Raw genomic sequence first — 21,431 nt, forward strand, 5'->3', positions numbered from 1 at the left:
TCACGCGTCCTTCTGCTTGGTGCCGAAGATCTTGTCACCGGCATCGCCCAGGCCTGGGATGATGTAGCCGTGTTCATTCAGGCGCTCGTCGATGGAGGCGGTGTAGATCTGCACATCCGGGTGGGCCTTCTCGACGGCGGCAATGCCTTCGGGCGCGGCCACCAGCACCATGGCGCGTATGTCCTTGCAGCCGGCTTTTTTCAGCAGATCGATAGTGGCAACCATGGAGCTGCCGGTGGCGAGCATCGGGTCGATGATCATCGCCAGGCGCTCGTTGATTTCCGGGACGAGTTTTTCCAGGTAGGTGTGGGCCTGCAAGGTTTCTTCGTTGCGGGCCACGCCCACGGCGCTGACCTTGGCGCCCGGGATCAGGCTGAGGACGCCTTCGAGCATGCCGATACCGGCGCGCAGGATCGGCACCACGGTGATTTTCTTACCGGCGATTTTCTCGACCTGGACGGGACCAGCCCAACCAGGGATTTCGTAGCTCTCCAAAGGTAAATCCTTGGTCGCTTCGTAGGTGAGCAACGCTCCGACTTCCTGAGCAAGCTCACGGAAGTTCTTCGTGCTAATGTCGGCGCGGCGCATAAGGCCGAGCTTGTGTCGGATCAGCGGGTGGCGGATCTCGCGAGTGGGCATGGGAAAGGCTCCGGCGGCGGGCAAAAAAACCGGCCTAGATTAATCTATCCGAGGGTGTTGTCCTATAGACATCTAGTACGTTAGTCCATTAAGGCTTGCTCGGAGCGCACGAGAAGCGTACCTTCGCCCGCTTTTCTTGCCACAGCACCCCCTTGGAGAGCGCCATGTCCGCTGATCTCGAGCATATCCGTCAAATCATGCGCGAGGCTGACTGCCTGTACACCGAAGCGCAAGTCGAAGAAGCGATCGCCAAGGTCGGCGCACACATCAGCCGCGAAATGGCCGACACCAACCCGGTGGTCTTCTGCGTGATGAACGGTGGCCTGATCTTCGCCGGCAAATTGCTGACCCACCTGCAATTCCCGCTGGAAGCGTCCTATCTGCACGCCACCCGTTATCGCAACGAAACCAGCGGCGGCGACTTGTTCTGGAAGGCCAAGCCGGAAGTCTCGTTCATCGACCGCGACGTGCTGATCATCGACGACATCCTCGACGAAGGTCACACCCTGGGCGCGATCATCGACTTCTGCAAACACGCCGGCGCGCGCAAAGTGCACACCGCCGTGCTGATAGACAAGGACCACGACCGCAAGGCGCGTCCGGACCTGAAAGCCGATTACGTCGGCCTGCCGTGCATCGACCGCTACATCTTCGGTTACGGCATGGACTACAAAGGCTACTGGCGCAACGCCAATGGCATCTTCGCCGTCAAAGGGATGTAAGCCATGGCCCGCTTTCTTGATCAGACGCTGTTTGCCGAACTGGCCGAGAAAGCGGCCACCCACCCCCGTGGCCGGCACCACCATAACTTCCACCAGATGGAAGAACCCTGCCATCGCCTGGCGGTGGGCCTGCAACCTGACACTTATGTACCGCCGCATCGGCACCTGAGTGCGGACAAGGCAGAAACCTTGCTGGTGCTGCAGGGCCGCTTGGGCTTGCTGGTCTTCAACGAAACCGGCGAGGTCGTTGCCAAGCGTGTCATGCAGGCCGGCGGTGAATGCGCCGGTGTCGATCTGCCGCCGGGCGTGTTTCATGGCCTGGTGGTGCTGGAGCCCGACACGGTGATGTTCGAGTGCAAGGCCGGGCCTTATCGTCCGGTGGGCGAGGGCGAACAGCCCGACTGGGCGCCCCGCGAAGGCGAGGCCGGTGTGGCCGAGTACCAACGCTGGATGCTTGCCCAGTTCGATTGAGCTACAGTGCTGGGCCCACCTTGCCGGAGCGGCCCATGAGCCTGTTGATACGCACCTGCGCCGCCCTGGCGCTGACCCTCAGTTTGCCGCTGGCTGCCGCGCCTGCGCCGATGCACAGCCAATTCCTGCCTTCGGACGACCTGACCCTGCGCGCTGAAGCGCCGGAGCAGCAGCAACTGTTGCAAGTCACCGACTACGCGGTGGTGGTGGGCAACCAGCGCCAGTCCAGCCAGCAGCCGATCCCGGTGACCTCGCCGCTGATGATCCGTCTCAAGGGCAAGTCCCTGAACAAAGGTGCGACCATCGCCCAGGTGGTGCTCAATTTCGACGCCGAAAGCAAAAGCCTGAAAAAGCCGGTGTATGACGACTCCAGCAAAACCCTGACGCTGTCTTACCCCTTGGCCCAATACCGGGTGATTGTCGACCTGCTGCGCAATGACACGGTGTATGTGCAGTTCCTCAGTTATGCCAACGGGCATATCTGGGCGGATTTGCACACGGGTGCGGTTAAAGCCAGGTAGGCCCCGCCTACACAAGCCCGCGCCCCGCAGGTAGACTTCAAACCCCGTGTAAATGTCTGCAGGCTGGAGTCGGTAATGCGTAAAGATAAGAAACAGGTGATTGGTGACGAGATCGGCGACGATCAGATCAAGTTGTTCCTGGACTTCGAGCCGGTCGACGCAACTTCTCCGTCCCTGCACAAGCTGATCAAGGCCTACCGTGGCCTGCGTATCGACGATTTCGAGCGGTTCCTGGGTTTCTTCAAGGAAGCCGGCCTGGACCTCGACGGCAAGGATGCGCATGGCCAGACCTTCGTCGACCTGATCAAGGACCAGCGCAACGCGGACGAGTACATCGAACTGATCGAAAACGCTCGCGGCTGATTATCCGATACACAAAAAAACGCCCCGTTCTCATGCCGAGAACGGGGCGTTTTTTATTGCCTCAAGGCCTCAAGCGTAGCTCTCGGTCTCGGCGGCAGGCTCAACCAGTTCCAGGCTGATGTTGTTCTGCGCGTTGATCTTGCGATACAACTCGGCATCCGTTTCCAGGACCTTTTCACGGGCCGGGAAGATCTCGTGCAGTTTGGCAGCCCACTCACCGGCGGCTTTTTCCGGGAAGCACTTCTCGATCAACTCCAGCATGATCGAAACGGTCACCGACGCACCTGGGGACGCGCCCAGCAGCGCCGCGAGCGAGCCGTCTTTGGCCGCGACCAGCTCGGTGCCGAATTGCAGCACGCCGCCTTTTTTCGGGTCTTTCTTGATGATCTGCACCCGTTGGCCGGCCACTTCCAGGCGCCAGTCTTCGGCTTTCGCCTCGGGGTAGAAGCGGCGCAGGGATTCCAGGCGCTGCTCCATGGACTGCATCACTTCGCTGACCAGGTACTTGGTCAAGTCCATGTTGTCGCGGGCCACGGCCAGCATCGGGCCGATGTTGCCGGCGCGAACCGACAGCGGCAGGTCGAGGAACGAGCCGTGCTTGAGGAACTTGGTGGTGAAACCGGCGTAAGGCCCGAACAGCAGGGACTTCTTGCCATCGACCACGCGGGTGTCCAGGTGCGGCACGGACATCGGCGGCGAACCCACGGCAGCCTGGCTGTAGACCTTGGCCTGGTGGTGCTTGACCACTTCCGGGTTGTCGCAACGCAGCCACTGGCCGCTGACCGGGAAGCCGCCAAAGCCTTTGCTTTCTTCGATGCCCGAGGCTTGCAGCAGCGGCAGGGCCGCGCCGCCGGCGCCGAGGAACACGAACCTGGCGTCGACTTCGCGGCTGCTGCCGCTGTTGACGTCCTTGATGCTTACGGTCCAGCCCGCGCCGTTGCGCTTGAGGCCGGTGACGCGCTTGCTGTACTTGACCTGGGCGTCTGCCGAGCTGGTCAGGTGGCTGAGCAACTGGTTGGTCAGCGCGCCGAAATTCACGTCCGTGCCGTTCATCACACGGGTGGCTGCGATTTTTTCGTCGAGCGGACGCCCCGGCATCATCAGCGGCATCCACTCGGCCATCTCGCTACGGTCTTCGGTGTAGTGCATGTCCGAAAACGCGTGGTGCTGGCTGAGGGTTTCAAAGCGCTTCTTGAGGAAGGACACGCCTTTTTCGCCCTGCACGAAGCTCAGGTGCGGCACCGGGCTGATAAAGGACCTGGACGAGCCAAAGGTGCCCTTTTTGGTCAGGTACGCCCAGAACTGCTTCGACACCTCGAATTGGGTGTTGATGTGCACGGCTTTCTTGATGTCGATGGAGCCATCGGCGGCCTGCGGCGTGTAGTTCAGCTCACACAGCCCGGCGTGGCCGGTACCGGCGTTGTTCCACGGGTTGGAACTTTCCGCGGCACCCGAATCCATCAGCTCAACGACTTCCAGCTTCAGGCCGGGGTCGAGCTCTTTGAGCAGTACGGCCAGGGTGGCACTCATGATGCCGGCCCCTACCAGTACTACGTCGACTGCTTCGTTATGCGCCATTTAACGCGTCTCCAAAATCTGCAGCACCAAATTGACGGCATGGCTGCCAGGAGTGATGGGGCGGTTCACGTGTTGCCCCAGGTTACCCATGGCCAGGATCGCCATGTCCGATTCGCAATTCTTTGCATGTTCAGCGCACGCTTCCTGCCGGGCTAATCTGCCTATGAACGCATTCATGGGCGCCTGTGGCAATTCGACTTATGGTCAAAGCGTGCGATTCGTGCAACCAATCCGTAGCGGACAGGCTCAAGCTCCCGTTGTTGAGGAGTACTCGATCCTGTGTGGTTGGGCTGTTCCAGACGCTGATGGTGCTTGTACAAACGCCAAACTATTCATTTGCTCGCCACACTCTTGTGAAGTTGTGAAAACCCGTTTTTTCACGCTCTTTTGAAGACGTGAACCTCAAAAAAGGGCTGCCCCAGCCTGGCACCTGGCCCCTAGCCGACACGCGGCAAAACGGGCAAACAACTCAAGTGGCCGAGCGCAATGGCAGCTCTGGCAGATTCGGCAAAGGCGGGTGGTTTGCAAAGAAAACAGCAAGCGCGCCAGCTTCACTCGATCTGTGTGGGCGGCTCTCTGTGGGCGATTCTTGGAGCTAATGCCGAGGCATTAACGATGCTGCGAGGCCCGATCAGGAGACGTCCTTATAATCGGGGGGAGATTGTAGCGAAGAACGCCAGGGAAATGGGCGTGTTTTATGACTTTTATTAGGCGTTCGGTCAGGCGGCCAACGGTTGGTGACGCGACGGCTGCGCTGCACGTGGGCTGACACGAGCGCTGGCCGGCAGCGGGTGGTGCATCCAGCTCAGGCGGATTTCATCGATTTCCACCCAGCCGTCGCCTACAGGAGGCTGGCAGCACTCTTTGAAGGCCTGGCAACGGCCTTGCACATCGAGCAGGGCGAACTGGCGAAGGGCGGGTTTGCGCGTGAACAGTGACCAGATAAATTGCATGGCGACAGACCTCTTGGGATTGGGGCCAAGCTTGCCTGTCGGGCATGACGGCTCTGTGTATCAGCCGTGACATATCAGTGACATCGAACCGCTACAGTCTGTGCAGGTCTCAGGTTGTAACTGGCGCTAGTTCCCGGCACTGGCGCACCGCTATACTGCCCGCCTGTCGGTACCCGATTTCTGGAGAGAAGAGCATGTTGCAACGCCTGTTGTTCGGTTTGATCACTGTGACCAGTTTGACCCTGGTTGGCTGCGCCAACAGCCCGCAACAACTGACCCCGGAACCAAAAATCACCACGCAGTTGGCCCCCGTGGGTCACGGCCAGCCGGTGTCGGTGCGTGTGGTGGATGGTCGTCCGTCGCCTACGCTCGGTTCGCGCGGCGGCCTGTATCCGGAAACCGCCCTGGTCTCGGTGAATGCTCAAGACGTACTGCCCAAGCTGCAGGCCCAGGCCGAAGCTGCCGTGCGCCTGCTGGGTTTCACCCCGAGCCCCAACGCGCCGGGTGCTCCGCAGTTGACGATCACCCTGGCCGAATTGAAGTACCAGTCGCCTAAAGACGGCCTGTACGTGACCGAAGCATCCATCGGCGCCACCTTCAAGTCCGACGTCACCGCCGGCACCCGTCGCTACAGCGGCCGCTACGGTGCGTCCCTGAACCAGCGTTTCGGTATGTCACCGAACCAGGAAACCAACACCAAATTGGTCAGCGACGTGCTGAGCGATGCCTTGACCCGCCTGTTCAAGGACCCAAGCATCGGTTCGTTGCTCAGCGCGCAATAACCGGTCCTTAAAAAGCCGGGCTCATCACTGAGCCCGGTTTTTTTTCGTCTTCAGTTTCATGCAGCCGTGTCGATACAGAAATCCAGCAGGCTCACCCCGGTCAACAGATCGGCCTCCGGCAGGTCGGCATGCTGGTGTCCGCCAAGGGCGCAATACACCAGCCAGTGGCGGTCCTGGACGTTGAAGGCCAGGCCGCCGATCAGCGCTTCCTGCTCATCGCTCGGGGCGATCAGATACAGCCGATCCTGGTTTTGCGCGTGCAGCATGACAAGCTCCTGAAACGTCGAAGGGCAACAGAGTGGCTTGTTAAGGTGACGTTCAGGTGACGCTGTAAATTACTGGATACATTAGCCGTCAATGGGGGAGGGAGCATTTCAGGCGCCGGAGGCCACTATCGTTCAGGTTTGTATCTGAACCGATACCAAAACACTGTTTTGCCGAGGTTTGCGATGGCGCTGCCCGCACTTTTGACCAATGTTGTTGCTTTGGCCGTGGCCTGTCCGGGCGCGGCGCTGCTGTTCATTACCCGCCTGCGCGAACAGCGCGCCATGGCCGACCTCACCGCGCAGAGCGAAGATCGCGCAATTGATCAGCCGATGTTGTTTCTGGATGTGCGCACCGAACGGGCGCATCGCCTGGCTTACCGCGTCGGGTTTGCCTGCCTGGGCGTGGCGCTGGCCATCTCCTGGCTCAGCACCCATCTTTAAACACGCCACAAAGCACATGTGGGAGGGGGCTTGCCCCCTCCCAGATTTGGAGCGGTGTTTTACAGAGGAATGCCGGCCTTGACCCGATACTGATTGCGCACCGGCGTCGCATATTGCACCACCAGGAACGGCCGGTGCTCAGCCGGGCAGTCATTCAGACGTCGCTCCCACTCCGCCTTCGCCTTGGCCAGTTCATCAGCCGGGAACACTTCGGCCGCCGTCGGCACCTGCAATTGCGGGTCGGCGTCGCTCCACTGGGCGTAGGCCAGGTAATGCACCGGGAACAACCGGTAGCCCCCCAGAATCTGCCGGTCCATTTCTGCGGCCAGCAACTTGGTGTCTTCGAAACGCTCGGTAATCGGCGGCGCGAAGTTAATGTGCACGCGACCCTTGTAGCCGGTGATGCCCAGGGCAATGCTCACATCATCTTCGCCCTGCGCCTTGACGTAGGTGCCGGTGGTCGCGCGGATGTACAGCTCGCGGGCCTTGGCTGAATCACACGGGTCGTATTCGTAGCTGATGGACACCGGCGTCAGGTTCAGCGACTGGATCACCTCGGCAAACGGCTCGTCCTTGCGGCTGACGTGGAACATCTTGAGGATCGCCGACTCGGTACGGTCATCTCCATCCTTGGCGCGCCCTTCGGCCTGGGCGATCCAGATCGACGCACCGTCGTTGCGGATCGAATGGTTGATGTAGGCCGACAGCAGCTGATACGCCGCCATCTTCTCTTTGCGCCCGGTGATCGAGCGGTGCACGATGAAACTCTTGTTCAGGCGCATCAGGTCGCTGACAAACGGCTTTTGCAGCAGGTTGTCGCCAATGGCGATGCGAGGTGTCGGCAGGCCGGCGTGGTATACCGCATAGTTGACGAAGGCCGGGTCCATCACGATATCGCGGTGGTTGGCCAGGAACAGGTAGGCGGTGCCGGACTTGAGCTGCTCGACCCCGGTGTAGGTCACGCCGTCGGTCGCCCGGTCAATGGTGTGGTCGACGTAGTACTCGACTTTGTCCTGCAGCGTGGCCACGGTGGTGACGCCGGCGAATTCACGGCGCAGTTTGCGGGCGATCATCGGCTTGAGCAGCCATCCCAGGGCGCCGGCGAAGCGCGGGAAGCGGAAGTGGGTCAGGATGTCCAGAAAGGCCTTGTCACTGAACAGACGTGCCAGCACTGCCGGGACTTCGCTGTCGTTGTAAGGTCGGATGGTATCGAATTCGCCCATCATGCTCTCTTGTTAGAAACGGCTAGGGTAAGTAAAGGAAATACCAGGGTGCGGCCCGAGTAATGGGCTCGGCCAAAAATAGCCCTGTAAATAGACCGGCGATTATACGCACAAGTCACCTTGGAGGCTGCGATGCTGGAAAACGCGACGTACGATTGTCCTTATTGCGGTGAAGTGGTCGAGACAACGGTGGATTTGTCCGGGGGGGATCAGGTTTATATAGAGGACTGCCAGGTGTGCTGCCGACCGATCATTTTCGATCTGCAGGTACATGGCGAAGAATGGATGCTTGAAACCCGTAGTGAAAACGAATAGCGGGGACGCTGATGCAACGAATCTACGAACCGGAAAACCTGATGGAGGGCGAGCTGCTGCAACAGATGCTCGCCAGCGAAGGTATCGAGGCGCACCTGGTGGGGCGTCATTTGCTCGGTGGCACCGGCGAATTGCCCATCTTCGGCCTGCTGGGCCTGGAGGTGGACAATGACCGCGCCCTGTACGCCCGCGAGTTGATTACCGCCTATATCGGCGCACAACCGTTGCCGGGCGACGAACCCGACAGCTTCCCCGACGTGCTGGTCTGTTAGGCTGTCGGTCGGTTTACCCAAGAGTCGTGTTACCCCATGTGTGGACGTTATGCCCTGTTTCGCTGGACCCCCGCTTTTGCTGCCCTGCCGGGCTTTCCGGCCGACCAGCAGGCCCAGTGGAACATTTCCCCGAATGATTCTGTGCTGATCCAGCGCGCCGCCGACGGCCAGCGCACCCTGGCTCGCGCCCGCTGGGGGCTCACCCCGCCCTGGTTGACCGATCTTTCCCGTACCCCCGCCCACGCCCGCGCCGAAACCCTGGCCGAACAGCCGATGTTTCGCGAAGCGTTCCGCCAGCGTCGCTGCCTGCTACCGGCCAATGGGTTCTACGAATGGCGTGGCACCCAGCGCAAGCGCCCGTACTGGCTGACACCGGGGGAGGGCTCCACGTTGTTTTTTGCCGCGATCTGGGAGGCCTACCCGGTGCAGGAACAGGTGTGGCTGAGCACCGCGGTAGTGACCCAGGCCGCGCAGGCCCAGCGTCGGCCACTGATTCTGGATGAGGCCGGACAGGCAGCCTGGCTCGACCCCGAGACGCCGTTGCATGTGTTGCAAGGCCTGCTGGCCAGCGAGCCGAGCGCGTTGCGCGAGCGGGTCCTGGCCAACATGGTCAATGATCCCAAGCTTAACGGGCCGGAGTGCCTGACCCCGGCTTAAACCTTGAACTGATTGATCAGCCGGCGCTGCTGCTCGGCCAACTTGGTCAAGTCTGCACTGGCCGCACTGGATTCATCCGCGCCGCCCGCCACTTCATTGGCCACCTGGCCGATATTGATCACGTTGCGATTGATGTCCTCGGCCACCGCGCTCTGCTCCTCGGCGGCACTGGCGATCTGGGTGTTCATGTCGTTGATCACCGACACCGCCTGGGTGATGGTCTCCAGTGCTTCGGCCGCCTTGGCCGCGTGTTGCACGCTTTCATCGGTGCGGTTCTGGCTGTCCTCCATCACCCGCACCACATCCCGCGTGCCTTGTTGCAACTGCTGGATCATGGTCTGGATTTCTTCAGTGGCCTTTTGCGTCTTCTGCGCCAGGTTGCGCACTTCGTCGGCGACCACGGCAAAACCACGACCTTGCTCGCCGGCCCGCGCCGCCTCGATGGCGGCGTTGAGTGCCAGCAGGTTGGTCTGCTCGGCAATCCCGCGAATCGCCGTGAGGATGGCGTTGATGTTTTCGCTGTCCTTGGCCAGGGTTTGCACCACACCGACGGCCTTGCCGATTTCCCCGGCGAGCGCGCCGATGGAGGTGGAGGTGTCACGCACAATACGCATGCCCTGGCTCGCGGCCTGGTCGGCATGGCTGGCGGCCTGTGCGGCTTGGGTGGCGTTGCGTGCAACGTCTTGCGCAGTGGCGGTCATCTCATGCACGGCGGTGGCGACCTGGTCGATCTCCACCATCTGTTTATGCACACCCTGGTTGGTACGGATCGCGATATCAGCGGTGTGCTCCGACGAGTCGCTGACCTTCTGCACCGAACTCACCACCTGGGTGATCATGCCTTGCAGCTTGATCAGGAAGGTGTTGAAACCGTTGGCAATCGCGCCCAGTTCGTCGGCGCGATCACTGGTCAGGCGCCGCGTCAGGTCACCTTCGCCCTGGGCGATGTCATTGAGCATCGCGACCATTTGCTTGAGTGGCCGGGCGATGCCGTGGCCTACCAGCCAGATCACCAGCAGGCCGATACCGGCGATCAGCAGGCCGGCGATGGTCATGCCGAAAATATCGGTCCTGCGTTGGGTTTCCAGGTCGCTTTGCAGTTTCTGCGAGTCGGCCATTACGGCACTCAAAGGCAGCTGCATCATCAAGGTCCAGCGCGCATCGGTCTGGCCGATGTTGAACGGCAGGAACAACTCGATATGCCCGTGCTCCTTGTCGATGTCGTAGCGCACTTCGCCGATTTTCAGCTGGCCGAGGTTGGCCAGTTCATTGCTGTCGAGCAGGTCGCTGGCCTTTTCGCCGAGTTTGCTGGCGTCCTGGGTGTAGGCTACCAGGCGGCCGTTGCTGGAGATCAGCGCCAGTTCACCGGCACCGTTGTAGAGTTTCTGGTCGGCCCCGGTCAGCATGTCCTGGATGAAGTTCACCGACAGGTCGGCGCCGACGATCCCCTGGAACGTGCCATCGATCATGATTGGCTCGATAAACGAGGCCAGCATCACCATCGCGTTGCCCACCTTGTAGGGCGCGGGGTCGATGACACAGGCCTTTTTGCTTTCCTTGGAGCACAGGTAGTACTCGCTGGCGCGCACGCCTGTGGAGAGGATTTTCTGGTCGGCCACGTCGGCCAGTTTATCCATGCCCAGGCTGCCATCTGCGTTGCGGTACCACCACGGCAGGAAACGTCCGTCGGCGCCCATGCCGACAATCGGGCTGTTCACGTAGGCCGCGTCGTTGTGATCGATAGCGTTGGGCTCCCAGCCGATGTAGGCGCCGAGGATTTTTGGATTGCGTACCACGGTTTCGTGCAGCAGGTTGATCAGTTGCTCGCGGCCAATCTGCAGAGCGGGTTCACCCTTCGCGTCTTTCATGCCGAGCAGTGCGTTGGTAGTGGCCAGGCTTTTGGCGGTTACCAACGGCGCTTCCAATTCACGCTGGATCAGCGTGGCCTGGGTTTGCGCCAGGGCGGTGAGGCGCTGTTCGATAATCTGTTCGAACTGCACCTGGGTGCGCTTCTGCACCATCTCCTGGGTGCGCGCGCCGGCAAACAAGGCGTAGAGCACCAGCACCGCCACTACGCTCAGGACAATGGCCCCGGCCAGGGCCGCGACAGAAAATTGAATCGACTTGAATTTCATGAAAGCTCCGGGCGCAGGGGAGAGGGCCTGTCTTGTGTATCGGCCGAGGGCGAGGTGGGCATGAGGGGGGCGCCGGCAAAATAGGGGGCTGTGTCGCAAACAGAATGCTCGGCGCCGCCGCTGACATGTGAGATGTATCGGAAAATCAGCGGTTACATGTCTGGTGTATCTGGCGTCGATACAAATGTGCGCCTACGATACGCGCCATGTTTAAGGGCTTGCTATCAGGGAGAGTATTGATGAAGAAGTCATTGGTGATAAGTGGTTTGGTCGCGGCGATGCTGCTGGCCGGGTGTCAGTCGGTCAATACCACCAGCGGCGGTGCTGTCGGGGTAGAGCGCAAGCAGTACATGTTCAGCATGCTGTCGAGCCAGGAAGTCGACCAGATGTATGCCCAGTCCTACCAGCAGACCCTGGGGGAGGCCAGCAGCAAGGGCCAACTGGACAAGACCAGCGCCAACGCCAAGCGCGTGCAGGCCATCGCCAACCGCTTGATCGCCCAGGCGCCGACGTTCCGTGCGGATGCGGCGCAATGGAAGTGGGAAGTGAACCTGATCAAGAGCGATGAGATGAACGCCAACTGCGGGCCTGGCGGCAAAATCTTCGTGTACAGCGCGTTGATCGACAACCTCAAGCTCACCGATGACGAGCTGGCCGCCGTGATGGGCCATGAAATCGCCCACGCCTTGCGTGAGCATGGCCGCGAAGCCATGTCCAAGGCCTACGGGATCGAGATGGCCAAGCAGGGGGCCGGTGCGTTGTTCGGCCTCGGCCAGGACAGCCTGGCCCTGGCCGATACCGTGGCCAACTACGGCATGACCTTGCCCAACAGCCGCAGCAATGAAAACGAAGCGGACCTGATCGGCCTGGAGCTGGCGGCCCGTGCCGGCTACAACCCGAACGCGGCGATTACGCTGTGGAACAAGATGGCCAAGGCTTCGGAAGGCGCACCACCGGAGTTCATGAGTACTCACCCGGCTTCCGACAGCCGAATCGCCTCGTTGCAGGCGGCGATTCCGAAGGTGATGCCGTTGTACCAGCAGGCCAAGAAATCCTGACCTTTTGAAGATCTAAATGTGGAAGGGGGCAAGCCCCCTCCCACAGGAACCCTTAGATCCACCCGCTGCTTTGCATGGCTTTGTACACGGCCACAATGGCCAGGATGAAAAACGCTGTAGCGGCCAAGCGACGAATCAACGTCAACGGCAGTTTCTCCGCCGCGAAATTCCCCGCCAAAACCACCGGCACGTTGGCAATCAGCATGCCCAGGGTGGTGCCGATGATCACCAGCCACAGCTCCGGATACTGCGCCGCCAGCATCACCGTGGCGATCTGCGTCTTGTCACCGATTTCCGCCAGGAAGAACGCGATCAGCGTGGTCAGGAACGGCCCGAATTTGCGTGTAGTGCTGGCTTCGTCATCGTCGAGTTTGTCCGGCACCAGGGTCCACAGCGCCGTGGCGCAGAAGCTTGCCGCCAGAATCCAGTGCAACACCGCATCCGAGAAGAAACTTCCGAACCACGCCCCCACGGCACCGGCCGCCGCATGGTTGGCCAGGGTCGCGGCAACGATGCCGGCGATGATCGGCCAGGGTTTGCGAAAGCGTGCGGCAAGGATGAGCGCGAGCAGTTGCGTCTTGTCGCCGATTTCGGCCAAGGCAACGATTGCGGTGGGTACGAGCAATGAATCCAGCATCAGGTAGGTTTCCAGGGGCGGGTCGACACGGCTATGACACGTACAGCCTTCCCGCCCCGGGTAAGGTGTGCGTGTCATAGGTCTTGTCAAACCCCGGTCCGTCTGTGCGGACTCCTGGGTCGCATACGCCATGGTCTGCTGACCAAGTATGTTGACGTATGCCGGACGAGCGTGGCGCTCGTGGGAGACTACTCCCCTAGGACGCTGCGGATTCTGCCTAGGCAAAATCCATTCGGCAAGCCTTCTTTTTCAAACGCCCGTCAGCCGCGCTTGGCACGGTAGATGCGAAAACCGTTGCCTTCGGCCTTCACCGCACACACGCCCAGATGCTCTTCGATCAAAGGCTGGTACTTCAGGAAGCTGTTGGCAACCAGGCGAAGTTCGCCGCCCTTTGCCAGGTGTTTCGCCGCTTTTCGCAGCAGATTCTCGGTGGCGAAATAATCGGTATGCACACCGACATGGAACGGTGGATTGCTCAGAATCGCGTTCAAACCCATCGGTGCCGCGTCGATGCCATCGCCGGTCAATACCTCGGCTTCCAGACCATTGGCGGCCAGGGTCAAGCGACTGCTGGCGGCGGCGAAGGCGTCCACGTCGAGCATCGTCACCGTGTTGTGCGGATAGCGCCGTTTGACCGCAGCCCCCAGCACCCCAGCGCCGCAACCAAAGTCCAGCAGATGTCCGCTCGGCAGTTTGTCCAGGTGCTCCAGCAGCAGCTCGGTGCCGCGATCCAGACGGCCGTGGCTGAACACCCCCGGCAAGCTCACTACCTTCAGCGGGCCTTCGGTCAATGGCACTTCGAAGACCTGCGCCAGGCTCTCCAGCTCGACCGCTTGGGGGGCGTTGACCACGGTGATCTGCCACAGTTGGCAATGCCGCGCGCTGTCGAGTTTGCGCGGTTTGCCGAAGGGGATTAGCTGTTTGGCGGCGCTTTCGATCCCGGCCTTTTTCTCGCCGACCAGGAACAGCTCGGCGCCGGGCAAACGGGCGGCCACGGCGTTGAGCAGATAGTCGGTCAGGTCCTTGGACTTGGGCAGGAAGATCACCGCCGTATCAAACGCCCTGTCAGGCACGTTCACGCCAAACTGGCTGCGCTCAGGGAAACGTGCGTCGAGTGCTGCCTGGTCGCCGGCATGCCAGCTCCAGCCGTGGGCGTTGGGCAGGCGACCGAGCAGATCGTCGGCGGGCAAGCCCACCAACAGCAGGTTGCCTTGAAAAAGTTCGGCCTGGCGAAGCAGTACTTCACTGCGCGGATCCATGGTCTGCTCCTTGAAAAGGGGCGCAGTTTATCAACTGACGACGCGCAGCGGGGCCCCACTGAAGAAGCTCCGGGCGTTTTCCGCCAGTTGGCCGACGATGCGCTGCCGCGCTTCGCGACTGCCCCAGGCGTTGTGCGGGGTCACGATCAGCCGAGGGATGTCACCGGCCAACAGCGGATTGCCCTCCACCGGCGGCTCCACGCTCAGTACATCGGTGGCCGCGCCGCCCAGATGGCCGCTGCGCAAGGCGTCCGCCAGGGCCTGCTCATTGATCAAGCCACCGCGCGCGGTGTTGACCACAAACGCGCCGGGCTTGAGCAGCGCCAGTTCGCGGGCGCCGATAAAGTCGCGGGTGTGTTCGTTGAGCGGGCAGTGCAGGGTGAGCGCGTCGACCTGCGCCAGCAGTTCATCCAGTGGCACGCGGTCGGCGCGGGCAGGCCGCCCCGGAATCGCACCCAGCACCACACGCATGCCGAAGGCTTCGGCCAGGCGCGCCACGGCGCCGCCCAGTTCACCGTGGCCGAGCAGGCCGAGGGTCTTGCCTTCGAGTTCGACAATCGGGTGGTCCAGCAGGCAGAACTGCTTGGCCTCCTGCCACTTGCCGGCGCTCACATCCCGTTGATAATCCTTCAAGCGCGTCGCCAGGTTGAGCAACAGCATGATCGTGTGCTGGGCCACCGACGGCGTGCCGTAGCCCTGGCAGTTGCTCACGGTGATGCCGTGGGCGCGGGCGGCGTCGAGGTCGACGTTGTTGGTGCCGGTGGCTGAAACCAGGATCAGCTTGAGCTCCGGGCAGGCCGCCAGGGTTGCGGTATTGAGGGCGATTTTGTTACTGATCACCACGTGGGCGCCTTGCACGCGTTCAACCACGTTCTGCGGTGTGGTGTCGGTAAACAACTGCAACTCGCTGAAGCTGTTGCGCAATTCGCTGAGGTCAAGGTCCCCCAGGTCCAGGGACGGGTGATCAAGGAAGACGGCGCGGCGATTGTTCGTCATCAACTGTACCTTTTGCGACAGGGTTCGAAGGCGTAATCTGCCGAGCCTATCAGATGAAATAATCCGTTACTTAATGGAGTGAGTATGTACGCCGCCGAGTTCTTGACCGTAGCTCTGATTCACTTGTTGGCGGTGGCCAGCCCCGGCCCGGATTTCGCGGTGGTGGTGCGTGAAAGCGTGACCCACGGCCGCCGCGCCGGTACCTGGACCGCACTGGGCGTGGGCTCGGCGATTTTCCTGCACGTGGGCTACTCGTTGCTCGGCATCGGCTTGATCGTGTCCCAGTCCATCGTGCTGTTCAACGCACTCAAGTGGGCGGCGGCGGCCTACCTGCTGTACATCGGCTTCAAGGCCCTGCGCGCGCAGCCGGCCAAGCCACCTGTTGAAGGCGAGTTGCACCGCGAGGCGGGCGAACGCACCCCGCGTGGGGCGTTCACTGCTGGTTTTGTGACCAATGGCCTGAACCCCAAGGCCACCTTGTTCTTCCTGTCGTTGTTCACCGTGGTGATCAACCCGCACACCCCGCTGGCGATCCAGGCCGGTTACGGTGTGTACCTGGCGGTGGCGACGGCGCTGTGGTTCTGCCTGGTGGCGATGTTGTTCAGCCAGCAGCGCGTGCGTGCGGGGTTTGCGCGGATGGGGCATTGGTTCGATCGGACCATGGGCGCGGTGTTGATTGCGATTGGAGTCAAGCTGGCCTTCACCAGCATGAAATAAGCCGGATACTGGCGCAAAGCTAGCATTCGCTGGGGTCTGCAAATCATTCCTTTGGCTGATTTGGCTGAAACATAAGGTCTCTAAAGTGCAGGTCTTCAAGCCAAGACCGTGCAGTCAGAAAAGGGATTCGTATGTTGCAGACCCGTGTTATCCCGCCCGCCGAAGGTGCGTACCAATACCCGCTGTTGATCAAACGCCTGTTGATGTCCGGCACCCGCTATGAAAAGACCCGGGAGATCATCTACCGCGACAGATTGCGTTACACCTACCCGACCCTGATCGAGCGCGTTGCGCGCCTGGCCAACGTGCTGACTGACGCCGGGGTCAAGGCCGGTGATACCGTGGCGGTGATGGACTGGGACAGTCACCGTTACCTGGAATGCATGTTCGCCATCCCGATGATCGGCGCGGTGATCCACACCATCAACGTGCGCCTCTCGCCGGAACAGATCCTCTACACCATGAACCACGCCGAGGACCGCTTCGTGCTGGTCAACAGTGAGTTCGTGGGGCTTTACCAGGCGATTGCCGGGCAGCTCACCACCGTCGACAAGACCCTGCTGCTCACCGATGGCGAGGCCAAGACTGCCGAGCTGCCCAACCTGGTGGGCGAGTACGAAACCCTGCTGGCCGCCGCCAGCCCGAAGTACGACTTCCAGGACTTCGACGAAAATTCCGTCGCCACCACCTTCTACACCACCGGCACCACCGGCAACCCCAAGGGCGTGTATTTCACCCATCGCCAACTGGTGCTGCACACCATGGGCGTGGCGACCATCATGGGCAGCGTCGACAGTGTGCGCCTGCTGGGCACCAACGATGTGTACATGCCAATCACGCCGATGTTCCACGTGCACGCCTGGGGCCTGCCGTATGTGGCGACCATGCTCGGCCTGAAACAGGTCTACCCCGGTCGCTACGACCCGGAATACCTGGTGGAGCTGTGGCGCAAGGAAAAGGTCACCTTCTCCCACTGCGTGCCGACCATCCTGCAGATGGTGCTCAACGCCAAGGCCGCCCAGGACGTGGATTTCGGTGGCTGGAAAATCGTCATCGGCGGCAGTGCGCTCAACCGTTCGCTGTACGAAGCGTCCAAGGCCCGTGGCATTCAGTTGACTGCGGCCTATGGGATGTCCGAGACCGGGCCGCTGGTGTCCTGCGCCCACCTCAACGAAGAATTGATGGCGGGCACCGAGGATGAGCGCACCACGTACCGCATCAAGGCCGGCGTGCCCGGGCCGTTGGTAGAAGCGGGGATCATCGACGGCGACGGCAACTTCCTGCCCGCCGATGGCGAGTCCCAGGGCGAGCTGGTATTGCGTGCGCCGTGGCTCAGCGAGGGTTATTTCAACGAGCCGCAAAAGGGCGCCGAGCTGTGGGCCGGCGGTTGGATGCACACCGGCGACGTGGCGACCCTGGATGCCTTTGGGGTGATTGATATCCGCGACCGCATCAAGGACGTGATCAAGACCGGCGGCGAATGGATCTCGTCCCTGGCCCTCGAAGACCTGGTCAGCCGTCACCCGGCGGTACGCGAAGTAGCGGTGGTGGGCATTGCCGACCCGCAGTGGGGTGAACGCCCATTTGCCTTGCTGGTGGTGCGTGATGGCCATGTGATAGGCGCTCGTGAGCTCAAGGAACACCTCAAGCCGTTCGTGGAACTGGGCCACTTGAGCAAGTGGGCGATTCCGAGCCAGATTGCCGTTGTTACTGAAATTCCCAAGACGAGCGTAGGAAAACTCGACAAAAAACGTATCCGTATCGACATCATCGAATGGCAGGCCAACAACAGCACGTTCCTGTCCACCCTGTGAGCTGATTCGCCGCGCCCTTGTGGCACGGCAATGCTCTATCTCGCGCCTTGACTTGTGATTTGCCGATTTTCAGCCATCCTTGCCGCGTCGGCTTTCGCCGACATGGCGAAAGGGTCGTGGCAGACGGGTCGGTGATGCAAATCACACTTTAGAGGGATCAAGCACTACCCCCTGCTGGCTATAGTCCCTTCCAGAGTTTTCACGGATGTTCCGCTTCGGGCCATGGGGGCTCGGCTGCCGAGCGGCATTGGAATCGTTGTATTCCGGCCGTTACACGCATCACAGAAAGAACTCACTGCCATAACAATAAAATGCACATGGAGTAGCGTCGATGACCTCAGTAAACCAGTTCTGGCGCCGGGCAAGACTGCCCCTGGTCGTCAGTCTCGCTTCTACGCTCGCCGGGCCCGCATTCGGCGTCAGTTTCAATATCGGTGAAATCGAAGGGAGTTTTGACTCGTCGCTTTCCGTGGGGGCGAGTTGGTCGACGGCCAAGCCCAACAAAGACCTTATTGGCGTCAATAACGGTGGTCGTGGTCTTTCCCAGACCTCCGATGACGGTCACCTCAACTTCAAGCGTGGCGAGACCTTCTCGAAGATCTTCAAGGGTATTCATGACCTGGAGCTGAAGTACGGCGATACCGGCGTGTTTGTGCGTGGCAAGTACTGGTATGACTTTGAGTTGAAAGACGAAAGCCGTGAGTTCAAGGACATCAGCGACAACAACCGCAAGGAAGGCGCCAAGTCTTCTGGCGGGCAGATCCTTGATGCCTTCATCTACCACAACTACAACATTGCCGATTTGCCGGGCAACGTGCGCTTCGGCAAGCAGGTGGTGAGCTGGGGTGAAAGTACCTTCATCGGCGGCGGCATCAACTCCATCAACCCGATCGACGTGTCGGCATTCCGGCGTCCGGGCGCCGAAATCAAGGAAGGCTTGATTCCGGTCAACATGTTCTATGTCTCGCAAACCCTGACCGATAACCTGTCGGCGGAAGCGTTCTATCAGTTGGAGTGGGACCAGACCGTTACCGATAACTGCGGTACATTCTTCTCGCAGCCTGACGTGATATCTGACGGTTGCAGCGATAACCTGCGAGTGCTCAACAAGCGCTCGACCATTCCGGGTGCCGCTTTACCGACCTTGAATGCCCTGGGTGTAGACGTCAATAACGAAGGTGTACTGGTACGTCGTGGTCCCGACCGTGATGCGCGGGACAGTGGCCAATTTGGCGTGGCCATGCATTACAACTTCGAGCCGCTGGATACCGAGTTCGGCGCTTACTTCATGAACTATCACAGCCGTGCACCGATCTTCAGTGCTCAAGGTGCACCGTCGTCCGCTTATACCCGTCCGCTGGGGCCGCTGGCTGCGCTGCGTCCGCTGATCGTAGCCGGTAGCTCGAACTACTTCGTCGAGTACCCGGAAGATATCCGCCTCTACGGCCTGAGCTTCTCCACCACCCTACCTACGGGCACGGCCTGGAGCGGTGAGTTGAGCTACCGGCCGAATGCGCCTGTGCAACTGAGCACGACCGATATCCTGTATGCCGGTGTCACGCCCATTCCTGGCTTTGGCAATGCGTCCGTGCTGAAAGGGACGCCTGGCCAGGATTTGCATGGCTATAACCGCAAGGAAGTGACTCAGTTCCAGACCACCTTCACGCACTTCTTCGATCAGGTGATGGGCGCCAGCCGCTTGACAACCGTCGGTGAGATTGGTGTGACCCATGTGGGCGGCTTGGAAAGCAAGTCCGAGGCCCGTTACGGTCGTGATCCGGTGTTTGGCCCAGGTAGTCTGCCAGGTGGGTTTTGCAACGCCCTCAACAACTCGACGGCCACCGGCGCCGGTCTTCCCAATGCGGCAGGTTTGAACACCAACTGCAACAACGACGGTTACACCACCGCCACCTCCTGGGGCTACCGCGCCCGCGCCATCTGGGAATACCCGGACGTGTTCGCAGGCGTCAACCTCAAGCCAAACGTGGCGTGGTCCCACGACGTCAAAGGTTACTCGCCAGGCCCTGGCGGTAACTTCGAAGAAGGTCGCAAGGCGGTCAGCCTGGGCCTGGATGCCGAGTATCAGAACACCTACACCGCCAGCCTGGCCTACACCAACTTCTTTGGTGGCAAGTTCAGTACGGTGGATGACCGCGACTTTGTCGCTTTGAGCTTCGGCGCCAACTTCTAAGCACACTGCATTTCAGGAAGACCAGAACATGAAAATAACCAAAAGTCTGTTGCACGTGGGTGTGCTTGGGCTGTCGATCCTGGCGAGTAACGTCATGGCGGCAGTCTCGGCGGATGAAGCTGCCAAGCTGGGCACGACCCTGACCCCGATGGGCGCCGAAATGGCCGGCAACGCTGCCGGCACCATTCCAAAGTGGTCGCCACTGCCCACCAACGCCGGCGCCGTCGACGCCCGTGGGTTCCTGGCTAACCCGTACGCCAGTGAGCAACCGCAATTCACCATCACTGCAGCGAACGTCGAGCAATACAAGGACAAGCTGGCGCCGGGGCAGTACGCGATGTTCAAGCGCTACCCGGAAACCTTCAAGATGCCGGTCTACCCGACCCATCGCGGCGCCACAGTGCCGGCGGATGTGTTTGCGGCCATCAAGAAGAACGCCACCACCACCAACCTGGTGTCCGGCGGCAACGGCCTGGAAAACTTTGAAACCGCCGTGCCGTTTCCGATTCCCAAAAGCGGCGTCGAGGTGATCTGGAACCACATCACCCGCTATCGCGGTGGCAGCGTGACCCGCCTGGTGACCCAGGCCACGCCGCAAACCAACGGTTCCTACAGCCTGGTGTACTTCCGCGACCAATTTGTGTTCCGCGACAAGATGAAAGACTTCGACCCGAAAAACCCGGGCAACGTGCTGTTCTACTTCAAGCAGCAAGTGACCGCGCCGGCGCGTCTGGCCGGTGGTGTGCTGCTGGTGCACGAAACCCTGGACCAGGTGAAGGAGCCGCGTTCGGCGTGGGTCTACAACGCCGGCCAGCGCCGTGTGCGCCGGGCGCCGCAAGTGTCCTATGACGGCCCGGGTACTGCGGCCGACGGCTTGCGTACCTCCGACAACCTCGACATGTACAACGGTGCGCCGGATCGCTACGACTGGAAGCTGGAAGGCAAGAAAGAGATCTACATCGCCTCCAACAGCTACAAGATCGACGATCCCAAGCTCAAGTACGCCGACATCATCAAGGCCGGCCACATCAACCAGGACCTGGCTCGCTACGAGCTGCGCCGTGTCTGGCACGTGGTCGCGACCTTGAAGGAAGGCCAGCGCCACATTTACGCCAAGCGTGACTTCTTCATCGACGAAGACACCTGGCAAGCAGCGGTCATTGACCACTACGACGGCCGTGGCCAACTGTGGCGTGTCGCCGAAGCCCATGCCGAGAACTACTACGACAAGCAAGTGCCGTGGTACGCCTTGGAAACCCTTTACGATCTGCAGTCCGGCCGCTACCTGGCACTGGGCATGAAGAACGAAGAGAAGCAGGCGTATGACTTCGGCTTCACTGCGACCACCAGCGACTTCACCCCGGCGGCCCTGCGCCAGGATGGTGTTCGCTAAGCTGCACGCGTAACTCAATGTGGGAGGG

General features: G+C 60.9%; 23 protein-coding genes, 1 pseudogene and 1 riboswitch. Of the genes and pseudogenes, 14 read left to right on the top strand and 10 right to left on the bottom strand.

Annotation, left to right across the window (positions count from 1 at the left end):
* Positions 1-639: a uracil phosphoribosyltransferase gene (upp, locus tag BM017_RS01195; RefSeq protein ID WP_024073483.1), complete on the bottom strand. Its 639-nt coding sequence runs from the start codon at positions 637-639 to the stop codon at positions 1-3.
* Positions 640-803: 164 nt separating this feature from the next.
* On the opposite strand from upp, the gene BM017_RS01200 reads away from it, so the two are divergent.
* From BM017_RS01200 to BM017_RS01215, 4 genes are all read left to right on the top strand, one after another.
* The gene (locus BM017_RS01200) at positions 804-1,361 is read left to right on the top strand and encodes a hypoxanthine-guanine phosphoribosyltransferase (RefSeq protein ID WP_058422982.1); all 558 of its coding nucleotides are present in this window, start codon (positions 804-806) and stop codon (positions 1,359-1,361) included.
* Between the two features lie 3 nt (positions 1,362-1,364).
* Positions 1,365-1,832 (top strand): WbuC family cupin fold metalloprotein, encoded by a 468-nt coding sequence (locus tag BM017_RS01205; RefSeq protein ID WP_092240756.1) that lies wholly within the window; start codon positions 1,365-1,367, stop codon positions 1,830-1,832.
* A gap of 35 nt (positions 1,833-1,867) precedes the next feature.
* Positions 1,868-2,353 (top strand): hypothetical protein, encoded by a 486-nt coding sequence (locus BM017_RS01210; protein ID WP_071491159.1) that lies wholly within the window; start codon positions 1,868-1,870, stop codon positions 2,351-2,353.
* A 75-nt stretch (positions 2,354-2,428) separates the two neighbouring features.
* The gene (locus BM017_RS01215; protein ID WP_058422979.1) at positions 2,429-2,716 is read left to right on the top strand and encodes a PA4642 family protein; all 288 of its coding nucleotides are present in this window, start codon (positions 2,429-2,431) and stop codon (positions 2,714-2,716) included.
* Positions 2,717-2,785: 69 nt separating this feature from the next.
* Here BM017_RS01215 and mqo read toward each other — a convergent pair whose 3' ends face one another.
* Both mqo and BM017_RS01225 read right to left on the bottom strand, forming a co-directional pair.
* Positions 2,786-4,294 (bottom strand): malate dehydrogenase (quinone), encoded by a 1,509-nt coding sequence (gene mqo, locus BM017_RS01220; protein WP_092240758.1) that lies wholly within the window; start codon positions 4,292-4,294, stop codon positions 2,786-2,788.
* A 719-nt stretch (positions 4,295-5,013) separates the two neighbouring features.
* Entirely contained in the window at positions 5,014-5,247 is a 234-nt protein-coding gene (locus tag BM017_RS01225) for a hypothetical protein (protein ID WP_092240760.1), read from the bottom strand.
* A 194-nt stretch (positions 5,248-5,441) separates the two neighbouring features.
* Between BM017_RS01225 and BM017_RS01230 the strand changes: the two genes are divergently transcribed.
* Positions 5,442-6,029: a YajG family lipoprotein gene (locus BM017_RS01230; protein ID WP_071491162.1), complete on the top strand. Its 588-nt coding sequence runs from the start codon at positions 5,442-5,444 to the stop codon at positions 6,027-6,029.
* Between the two features lie 56 nt (positions 6,030-6,085).
* Here BM017_RS01230 and BM017_RS01235 read toward each other — a convergent pair whose 3' ends face one another.
* Entirely contained in the window at positions 6,086-6,295 is a 210-nt protein-coding gene (locus BM017_RS01235; RefSeq protein WP_092240762.1) for a hypothetical protein, read from the bottom strand.
* A gap of 183 nt (positions 6,296-6,478) precedes the next feature.
* Here BM017_RS01235 and BM017_RS01240 point away from each other — a divergent pair, with 183 nt between their 5' ends.
* A complete protein-coding gene (locus tag BM017_RS01240; RefSeq protein ID WP_092240764.1) occupies positions 6,479-6,736 on the top strand; it encodes a hypothetical protein in 258 nt (85 codons plus the stop codon).
* A 59-nt stretch (positions 6,737-6,795) separates the two neighbouring features.
* Here the strand turns inward: BM017_RS01240 and BM017_RS01245 are convergent, their stop codons facing one another.
* Positions 6,796-7,959, bottom strand: a complete 1,164-nt coding sequence (locus BM017_RS01245; protein WP_170856024.1) for a 1-acyl-sn-glycerol-3-phosphate acyltransferase — start codon at positions 7,957-7,959, stop codon at positions 6,796-6,798.
* Between the two features lie 132 nt (positions 7,960-8,091).
* Between BM017_RS01245 and BM017_RS01250 the strand changes: the two genes are divergently transcribed.
* From BM017_RS01250 to BM017_RS01260, 3 genes are read left to right on the top strand one after another with little or no spacing between them, the layout of a single operon-like run.
* Complete coding sequence (locus tag BM017_RS01250) at positions 8,092-8,274, top strand: CPXCG motif-containing cysteine-rich protein (protein ID WP_071491166.1); 183 nt, start codon at positions 8,092-8,094, stop codon at positions 8,272-8,274.
* Positions 8,275-8,285: 11 nt separating this feature from the next.
* Positions 8,286-8,546, top strand: a complete 261-nt coding sequence (locus BM017_RS01255) for a putative signal transducing protein (protein ID WP_071491167.1) — start codon at positions 8,286-8,288, stop codon at positions 8,544-8,546.
* Positions 8,547-8,582: 36 nt separating this feature from the next.
* Positions 8,583-9,203 (top strand): SOS response-associated peptidase, encoded by a 621-nt coding sequence (locus BM017_RS01260; RefSeq protein ID WP_071491168.1) that lies wholly within the window; start codon positions 8,583-8,585, stop codon positions 9,201-9,203.
* Here the strand turns inward: BM017_RS01260 and BM017_RS29565 are convergent.
* Positions 9,200-10,042: a methyl-accepting chemotaxis protein gene (locus BM017_RS29565; RefSeq protein ID WP_371914595.1), complete on the bottom strand. Its 843-nt coding sequence runs from the start codon at positions 10,040-10,042 to the stop codon at positions 9,200-9,202. The genes BM017_RS01260 and BM017_RS29565 overlap by 4 nt on opposite strands.
* 15 nt (positions 10,043-10,057) lie before the next feature.
* Positions 10,058-11,338 (bottom strand): annotated as a pseudogene (locus tag BM017_RS29570) (HAMP domain-containing protein); the annotation flags it as partial.
* A gap of 239 nt (positions 11,339-11,577) precedes the next feature.
* On the opposite strand from BM017_RS29570, the gene BM017_RS01270 reads away from it, so the two are divergent.
* Positions 11,578-12,396 (top strand): M48 family metallopeptidase, encoded by an 819-nt coding sequence (locus BM017_RS01270; RefSeq protein ID WP_071491170.1) that lies wholly within the window; start codon positions 11,578-11,580, stop codon positions 12,394-12,396.
* A gap of 52 nt (positions 12,397-12,448) precedes the next feature.
* Here the strand turns inward: BM017_RS01270 and BM017_RS01275 are convergent, their stop codons facing one another.
* The 3 genes from BM017_RS01275 to BM017_RS01285 all read right to left on the bottom strand — a co-directional run bounded on the left by BM017_RS01275 (position 12,449) and on the right by BM017_RS01285 (position 15,288).
* The gene (locus tag BM017_RS01275; protein ID WP_004372026.1) at positions 12,449-13,033 is read right to left on the bottom strand and encodes a TMEM165/GDT1 family protein; all 585 of its coding nucleotides are present in this window, start codon (positions 13,031-13,033) and stop codon (positions 12,449-12,451) included.
* Between the two features lie 89 nt (positions 13,034-13,122).
* Positions 13,123-13,242: riboswitch (yybP-ykoY riboswitch) on the bottom strand.
* A 51-nt stretch (positions 13,243-13,293) separates the two neighbouring features.
* Positions 13,294-14,292 (bottom strand): class I SAM-dependent methyltransferase, encoded by a 999-nt coding sequence (locus tag BM017_RS01280; protein WP_071491171.1) that lies wholly within the window; start codon positions 14,290-14,292, stop codon positions 13,294-13,296.
* A gap of 30 nt (positions 14,293-14,322) precedes the next feature.
* Positions 14,323-15,288 carry a 2-hydroxyacid dehydrogenase gene (locus BM017_RS01285; protein ID WP_092240768.1) on the bottom strand — a complete coding sequence of 322 codons (966 nt, stop codon included), beginning with the start codon at positions 15,286-15,288 and terminating at the stop codon, positions 14,323-14,325.
* 84 nt (positions 15,289-15,372) lie between these two features.
* Between BM017_RS01285 and BM017_RS01290 the strand changes: the two genes are divergently transcribed.
* The 4 genes from BM017_RS01290 to BM017_RS01305 all read left to right on the top strand — a co-directional run bounded on the left by BM017_RS01290 (position 15,373) and on the right by BM017_RS01305 (position 21,403).
* Complete coding sequence (locus BM017_RS01290; RefSeq protein WP_058422966.1) at positions 15,373-16,005, top strand: LysE family translocator; 633 nt, start codon at positions 15,373-15,375, stop codon at positions 16,003-16,005.
* 131 nt (positions 16,006-16,136) lie between these two features.
* Positions 16,137-17,819 (top strand): fatty acid--CoA ligase, encoded by a 1,683-nt coding sequence (locus BM017_RS01295; RefSeq protein WP_092240770.1) that lies wholly within the window; start codon positions 16,137-16,139, stop codon positions 17,817-17,819.
* 331 nt (positions 17,820-18,150) lie between these two features.
* Entirely contained in the window at positions 18,151-20,010 is a 1,860-nt protein-coding gene (locus tag BM017_RS01300) for a DUF1302 domain-containing protein (protein WP_092240772.1), read from the top strand.
* A 28-nt stretch (positions 20,011-20,038) separates the two neighbouring features.
* Positions 20,039-21,403 (top strand): DUF1329 domain-containing protein, encoded by a 1,365-nt coding sequence (locus BM017_RS01305; RefSeq protein ID WP_025855569.1) that lies wholly within the window; start codon positions 20,039-20,041, stop codon positions 21,401-21,403.
* The last annotated feature ends 28 nt before the right edge of the window (positions 21,404-21,431 follow it).

Origin of the sequence: Pseudomonas sp. NFPP04, from assembly GCF_900113815.1 — a bacterium.
Lineage (GTDB): Bacteria > Pseudomonadota > Gammaproteobacteria > Pseudomonadales > Pseudomonadaceae > Aquipseudomonas > Aquipseudomonas extremorientalis.